The following is a 6,431-nucleotide window of genomic DNA, read 5'->3' as shown; positions in this document are numbered from 1 at the left end:
TTCGTTGTGAGGTTTTGGCGGTGTTGTGTCATGCTCCGTTACCTTTGCCGTCGGATTTTCAAAGGTCTGTCCCTCGGTAAATGGCGGCAGGGTCTTTTCTGTGTCACTGTCTGCGTCGTCCGTTTCGGGCTTGTTCTTTAAGGCTGCCCTGTATCTTCGGTCAATCTCTTTCCACCCGTCGGACAGCACCGTTTTTCCCCTTGCGATAAAAGACTGTCCGGCACATTCAAAAACTGCTGTAACCGCTTCAAAGGTATGCGGTGCAGCGGTCGCCATGAGCAGACGCGCCCCGGCAAGGGTAAGGATATTCCTTTCGCTTTCCGGCAGCGTGGCAAGGTCGGTCTTTGCAAGCTCCATAGTCGGGATAATGGCATGGTGGTCTGATACCTTTTTACTGTTCAGCACCTTTCCAAGCTCCGGCGTGAAGTCTTTTCCCGCCATAAAAGAAAATTTCCCACAAAGCAGCTTGATAATGCCCGCCGCTGTGTCGCTCATGTCGTCGGTCAGAAATGCGCTGTCTGTTCTCGGATAAGTAAGAAGTCTTTTTTCATACAGAGATTGTGCAAGGTCAAGGGTCTGCTTTGCGGTATAACCGAACAGGCGGTTTGCTTCCCTCTGTAAAGAAGTAAGGTCAAAGAGCTTCGGCGGGGCTGCGGTCTTTTTCTCTTTCACAAGGGAAGCACAGACTGCTTTTGACACTTCGCAAGCAGCTTTCAGCTTGTCAGCTTCGGAACGGTCAGATAGTTTTTCGCTTGCAGCTTCCGCGCCGGATAAGACAAGGCGCACATGGTAGTATTTTTCTTTCTTAAATGTGGTAATCGCTGCGTCCCGGTCAACAAGCATTTTTAAGGTCGGGGTCTGTACGCGTCCCACGTTCAAGGTATGATTGTAAAGGACAGAGAAAAGGCGGGTGGCATTGATACCGATTAACCAGTCAGCCTTTGCCCTGCACAATGCGGAAGCAAAGAGCGCGTCGTATTCCTCGCCGTTCTTCAGACGGGAAAAGCCCTCTTTGATTGCGCTGTCCTCCATAGAAGAAATCCAAAGGCGGCGCATAGGTTTCTTGCAGCCCGCCATTTCATAGACAAAGCGGAAAATGAGTTCGCCCTCGCGCCCCGCGTCGCAGGCATTGACGACTTCGGAAACGTCTGCCCGGTGCATAAGCTCTTTTAGGGTTTTGAATTGCTTTTCCTTGTCAGAAGCAACGGTGTACTTCCATTCCTGCGGCAAAATCGGTAAGCTGTCATAGCTCCACTTTTTATATTGTTCCCCGTAGGTGGTAGCTTCCGCAAGCCCTACCAAATGTCCCACGCACCAAGAAACGATATAGCCGCTTCCTGTGAGAAATCCGTCTTTCTTTTCCTTTGCCCCCAGTACGGCAGCGATTGTCTGTGCCACACTGGGCTTTTCTGCGATAACTAAAATCAAATATAAGTTCCTCCTTTCAGCGTTCCGGCTCGGTTTTCTTTTTCTCCTGTACCTGTTTCAGACAGTACCCCACACAAGGGGACTGTCCCTTGTAAGGGCAGGAAGCACAAGCAGGGGGATAAGGAACAGGCGGCGCATTATCACGCCGCCCGTTCGGTTTCTGTATCATCATCTTTTCAAAGGGATTGTTGGTAAACAGGGTCATAGGGTTTCTTCCTCCGTTTCTTCATCTTCGGGAGTTTCCCCGGTATCTGCTTCCGGCTCGTCCTCGTCGTAGTCCTCAAATTCAAAATCTTCAAGGTCGGTATCGCCCTTTACATTCTGCTTCGGCTTTAGAAACTTAAAGTAGTAGAACGCTGCGCCGCCACCAAGCAGGGCAAAGAGGACTAAGGCAAGCACCACACCGGGATTGCCGCCTTTTTCTTTCAGTTCTTCCGGCTGCTCCGTTGGTGTTGGGGTAGGTTCTTTGCCTGTGCAGCCTGTCATACTGGTAACACATACCGGGCAGGACGTGTTTACCTTTCCGACTTCGCATTTTTCCGTACAGTTACAGATTTCCGGCTTTTTGGCAGCTTCGCCGTTTTCGGTCAGTGCCATAAGGTCGGCTTCGTCCACTTGATTTAGGAAATGTACGGTCTGTTCGCCCTCGGCGGCGCGGTCAATGAGGATATAGAAATAGTTGCCGCCTTTGGTGGTAACAGTGATAAGTTGCTTATTGCCGCCGTAATCGTCAACCAGTGTAGCGTTTCCCTTTGGGGTAAGGGGCGGCGTTTCCTCTTTTTCCTCCACAACTACATTACTGTCGTTGGTCGCGTCCCCGGCGGGCGGCTCTGTGGCTGCGCCCTGTGCATAGGCAGGGACAGAAAAACCGCCCATAAGGATAAGGGCGGCACAAAGGGCAGTCATGGTCTTTTTCAGTTTATTCTTCATCTGCATTTTCCTCCTGTTCGTTTTCTTCTGCGGGTGCGGCAGTCATGCCGGGAATACCGCCGCCGGACAGCATAGCGTTCAGTTCCTGCGGGGTCAGACGCATAGCTCGTACAAGCTGCACGATTTCAAGGTTTTCCGCTTCGGTTTTCTGCACTTCCAGTCCTTTTAACTTGTTCTGATACTCTGTGATTTTCTCGCGGGTCTTTGCGATTTCCTTATTGATACGGTCAATTTTATTGTTTGCCATAGGTCATTTCTCCTTTCTTTTTGGGGTTGCTTTACCAGTTCATCAGCCCGTAGCCTTTGATACATTGATAGTTAAGGTCATAGCTCTTTATCTTGCAGGCGTCGCCGGAATTGCCCTCAACGGTATAGACGCGGCTACCGTCCCTGCCAAGCACAAGCCCCACATGGTCGGCAACGCCGTCTAAATCCCAATCGAAAAAGATAGCGTCGCCCGGTGCGATATTCTCATAGCCGCGTGCGCCCCATTGTCCCCTTGACTGAAACCAAGGGACACCCTGCCATTCGCAGCCCGCAAAGCGCGGTTCGCTTTTTCCGGCTTGATTGTAGCACCATGATACAAAACAGGCGCACCATTCCACGCGGCTGTTAAAGCCGTACCAAGACCAGTAAGGGTAGCCGCCCACATTTCCGACTTGCTGCTTTGCAAGCTCCATAAGCTCTTGATTTCCGGGGCGCGTACCGTTTACAAACTCCACACCGCTTAAATCCTCGGACGGGCTTCCGTCGGGAGAACCGCCGCCAAAAATCAGCGGTTTGTTGCCGCTTGTTTCCAAATACACCCGGTACATTTCAAGCTGCTGTGGCGTAAGAAGTTCCTCCGCAAGCTCTGAAATCGGCTTGTTTGTCAGTTTCACATTTAAGATGTGATACTCATAAGGGACTTCCTCGGTGGTGGTTTCCCCGGTTTCCGGGTCGGTGCTTGTTTCGGTGCGGTAGCGTATTTCCACTTCCTCGGTCAGCGTCAAGGTGTACTGCATGGAAAAGATACGTTCAAGCTCTGCCTGTGCGCTCTGCGGGGTGTAGCTCTGCAAGAGGGCGGTCAAGTAAGACGCAAGTTCGTGGGGGTTATGCCCGATACTGTCAAGGTCGTAGCGGTATTCATCATAGCCGGGGTGGGTGCTTTCGATATTGTCAATCTCACTTTGCAGCCCGTTTTCCAATGCGGCATAGTTGTTTTCAACTGCCACAAGGTCGCTGTCCTCGGATGTGTAGGAAGTGCCAAGCACCCCGTTTGTCAAGCCCGAAAACATAGCCCCGCAAGAGGACAGCCCTGCGGAAATCATAATAAAGAGAAGCAGCGCGGCAACTGCAATCAAAATGCCCGCCGGGTGTCTTGCCGCAAATGCGGCGGCTTTCCTCGTTTCCTCGGCGGTTTTCTTCGCCGTCTTTCTTGTGGCTTCCGCTGCGGCTTTTGCCCCTCCTTTCTTTGCCGCCTTTGCATACTGGCGTTTTATCTGCTGTTTCTGCATGAAACGGGAAAGCGGGTTAGAAGTAAGCTGCGGGTTGTCGTGCAGGGTTTTGTGATACTGGAAGTTGACGTTTGCCTTAAATGCTGCCTTTTCTGCCTTTGCCGCTTCCCGGTAAGGTTTCAGCTTATGGCTGCGGTAGCCCTGTTTTAACTTCCGCGCCCCGTATTTCGCGCCGCGCTCGGCAAGTTCCTCCGATTTATGCGCCCCCTCAACGCCGGAATTGTCCTTTTCAACGGAATGTATCTTGTTGTGGACGAAAATCCCTGCTTCCTGTGCGGGGCGGGACAGCGGGTTTCCTTTTTTGCCGCCGGGTATCGGTTTTTCCTGTTCTTCAAAGTGAAGTCGGGTCTTTGCCTTTCCTGCGGCTTCGTCAAAGGTGCGCTCCTTAACCAGTTTCTTTTGCTTCGGGATAGCTGCCTTTGCTGCGTCCAGTCGGTCAGCGGCTTTGTTTGATTTCTCAATATAGCATTCCAGTTCCGGGACGGCAAGTTCTTCCTCGGTAAACTGCAAGCGGGAAGATGTTGTTTGTACGGTAACTTCCTCCTGTGCTTTATGTACCGCTTTTTTACTGGCTCTGCGGGTCTGTGCTGCTTCGATATGCTCCATAACGCGCTCTGCTGTGGCGGTGTCCCTTGCGGGGGAAGCTCCCGGTGCGTGGGGTAACGGGGAAGTTTGGGACGCTACACCTTGAAGCTGCGTCCCGTCCTGCGCCGCTTGCTGCTCCGGGGACTTTTGAAAATCCGCGTCCTGTTCCCGTTTACTGATACGCTCGGCGGTCTGCTGTGTTTCGTTTACCTCAATAAGCCCGTCGCGGGTCATTTTCTGTGTGATTTTATCGCGGGATTTATATTGCTTCATGGTCTGCACCTCACTTTCCGCTTTCGGAAACTTCCTCCGGCTTCGTCGTCATTACCCTGTAAAGCTCGGTATCTTTCGGGAAGCGGTCTACAAAAGGCAGCACCACATTTCCATAGAAGATAAGCCCCTCGCCCGCTTCGGTGTGGGTAACATACTTCATCTGCTGCGGGGAAATATTAAGCTGCTTTGCAAGGATAGTACGGTCGCCCTGCGCTTGATTGAGCATGAGGACAAAATCGCTGTTCTCAAAGATATTTTCCACCTCGCGGCTTGCCAAAAGGTCTTTGACGTTCTGCGTAATGGCTGTTGGGATACCGCCCCATTTACGGAAACGCTTCCAAATCTCCACGCTGTAAGCGGCGGTCTGTTCCTCTTTTAAGAGCAAGTGAAATTCGTCCATATAGTAGCGGGTCGCCTTTTTCTCTGCCCGGTTTATCGTTACCCTGTTCCATGTCTGGTCTTGCACAATGAGCATACCTAACTTTTTAAGCTGCTTTCCAAGCTGCTTTATATCAAAGCAGACAAGGCGGTTAGAAAGTTCCACGTTGGTTCTGTGGTTGAATACGTTAAGGCTGCCGGAAACATACAGCTCCAATGCCGCCGCGATACGGGCAGCTTCCGGCTCCGGCTGTCTTAACAGCTCGTCGTAAAGGTCGCCCAAGATAGGCATTTTTGCCGGGTCGGGGTCTGCAAGGAACGGGCGGTACACATTTCTTACAGCCCTGTCAATGACGGTCTTATCGACAGGCTGCAAACCCTCCTTGCCTCCGATAACAAGCTCGCAAAGGGAAAGGATAAAATCACTTTTCAGCGCAAGGGGGTTGTCGTCCTCGCTGTAATTAAGGTTTATGTCCATAGGGTTTACATACTGGGGCTTGCCGTCAATGCCCCTGCCCGTAGGGGAAAGACGTATCACTTGCCCATTAAGACGCTGCACAAGGGAAAAATACTCGGCTTCCGGGTCGCAGATGATAATGTCGTCGTCGGTAATGAGGAAAGCATTTGTCATTTCCCTTTTTGCCGCAAAAGATTTTCCGCTTCCCGGCGTTCCCAATATAAGCCCGTTGGGATTTTTGAGCTGCTTTCTGTCGCAGAGTATCATGTTGTTAGAAAGGGCGTTCAAGCCATAGTACAGGGCTTGCCCCGTCTGAAAAAGCTCCTGCGTGATAAAGGGAATGAAAATAGCGGTGCTTGATGTGGTAAGCCCCCGTTGTATCGGGATAAGGTTTTCCCCAATCGGCACACTGGATAAAAGCCCTGCTTCCTGCTGATAGTCAAGGCGTGTCAGGCGGCAGTTGTATTTCTGTGCGATACCCGCCGCAGCGAAAATATCATTTTCCAGTTTCCGCTTCGTGTCTGCCATGTTTACCACAAGGAACGTAAGGAGAAACATTCGCTCGTTGCGGCTCTGTAAGTCCTGCAACAAGTTCTTTGCTTCGCTGCCAAAGGTGGCAAGGTCGGACGGGATTATATCCATGTCATAGCCGCTTCTAACCGCTTTTTTCTGTTCCTCAATCTTCATCTTGTCAAGGTCTGTGATTTTGCGCTTAATGGTCTTGATTGCTTCCGACTGGTCGATACTGCGGATATGTAAATTGACGATTACCCCTGTTTCCAAGTCCAGTATGTCGGCAAGCATACGGTCGTTAAGCTCCGGCGCAAGGATTTCAAGGAAGCTCGCCGCGCCGATTTTCTTCCCCATGCGGAAATATCTGCCCT

6 protein-coding genes are annotated in these 6,431 nt (G+C 51.4%); all 6 read right to left on the bottom strand.

Annotated features, from left to right (window positions below; genetic code table 11):
- The coding region (locus tag OCV63_RS16540) for a DNA topoisomerase (RefSeq protein ID WP_158365338.1) at positions 1 to 1,428 on the bottom strand (1,428 nt) is incomplete at its 3' end.
- 16 nt (positions 1,429 to 1,444) lie between these two features.
- A complete protein-coding gene (locus tag OCV63_RS16535; protein ID WP_002610333.1) occupies positions 1,445 to 1,633 on the bottom strand; it encodes a hypothetical protein in 189 nt (62 codons plus the stop codon).
- The gene (locus tag OCV63_RS16530) at positions 1,630 to 2,358 is read right to left on the bottom strand and encodes a DUF4366 domain-containing protein (RefSeq protein ID WP_002610332.1); all 729 of its coding nucleotides are present in this window, start codon (positions 2,356 to 2,358) and stop codon (positions 1,630 to 1,632) included. The genes OCV63_RS16535 and OCV63_RS16530 overlap by 4 nt, the downstream gene beginning before the upstream one ends.
- Entirely contained in the window at positions 2,348 to 2,605 is a 258-nt protein-coding gene (locus tag OCV63_RS16525) for a DUF4315 family protein (RefSeq protein WP_055153476.1), read from the bottom strand. The genes OCV63_RS16530 and OCV63_RS16525 overlap by 11 nt, the downstream gene beginning before the upstream one ends.
- A gap of 31 nt (positions 2,606 to 2,636) precedes the next feature.
- Entirely contained in the window at positions 2,637 to 4,673 is a 2,037-nt protein-coding gene (locus tag OCV63_RS16520; RefSeq protein WP_117605126.1) for a C40 family peptidase, read from the bottom strand.
- A gap of 49 nt (positions 4,674 to 4,722) precedes the next feature.
- On the bottom strand, positions 4,723 to 6,431 hold a 1,709-nt coding region (locus tag OCV63_RS16515; RefSeq protein ID WP_158365336.1), incomplete at its 5' end, for a VirB4-like conjugal transfer ATPase, CD1110 family.

This window comes from Laedolimicola ammoniilytica (genome assembly GCF_025567165.1).
GTDB lineage: Bacteria > Bacillota > Clostridia > Lachnospirales > Lachnospiraceae > Laedolimicola > Laedolimicola ammoniilytica.
Note: the sequence above shows the minus strand (reverse complement) of the source record. Positions and strands in the feature narration are given on the sequence as shown.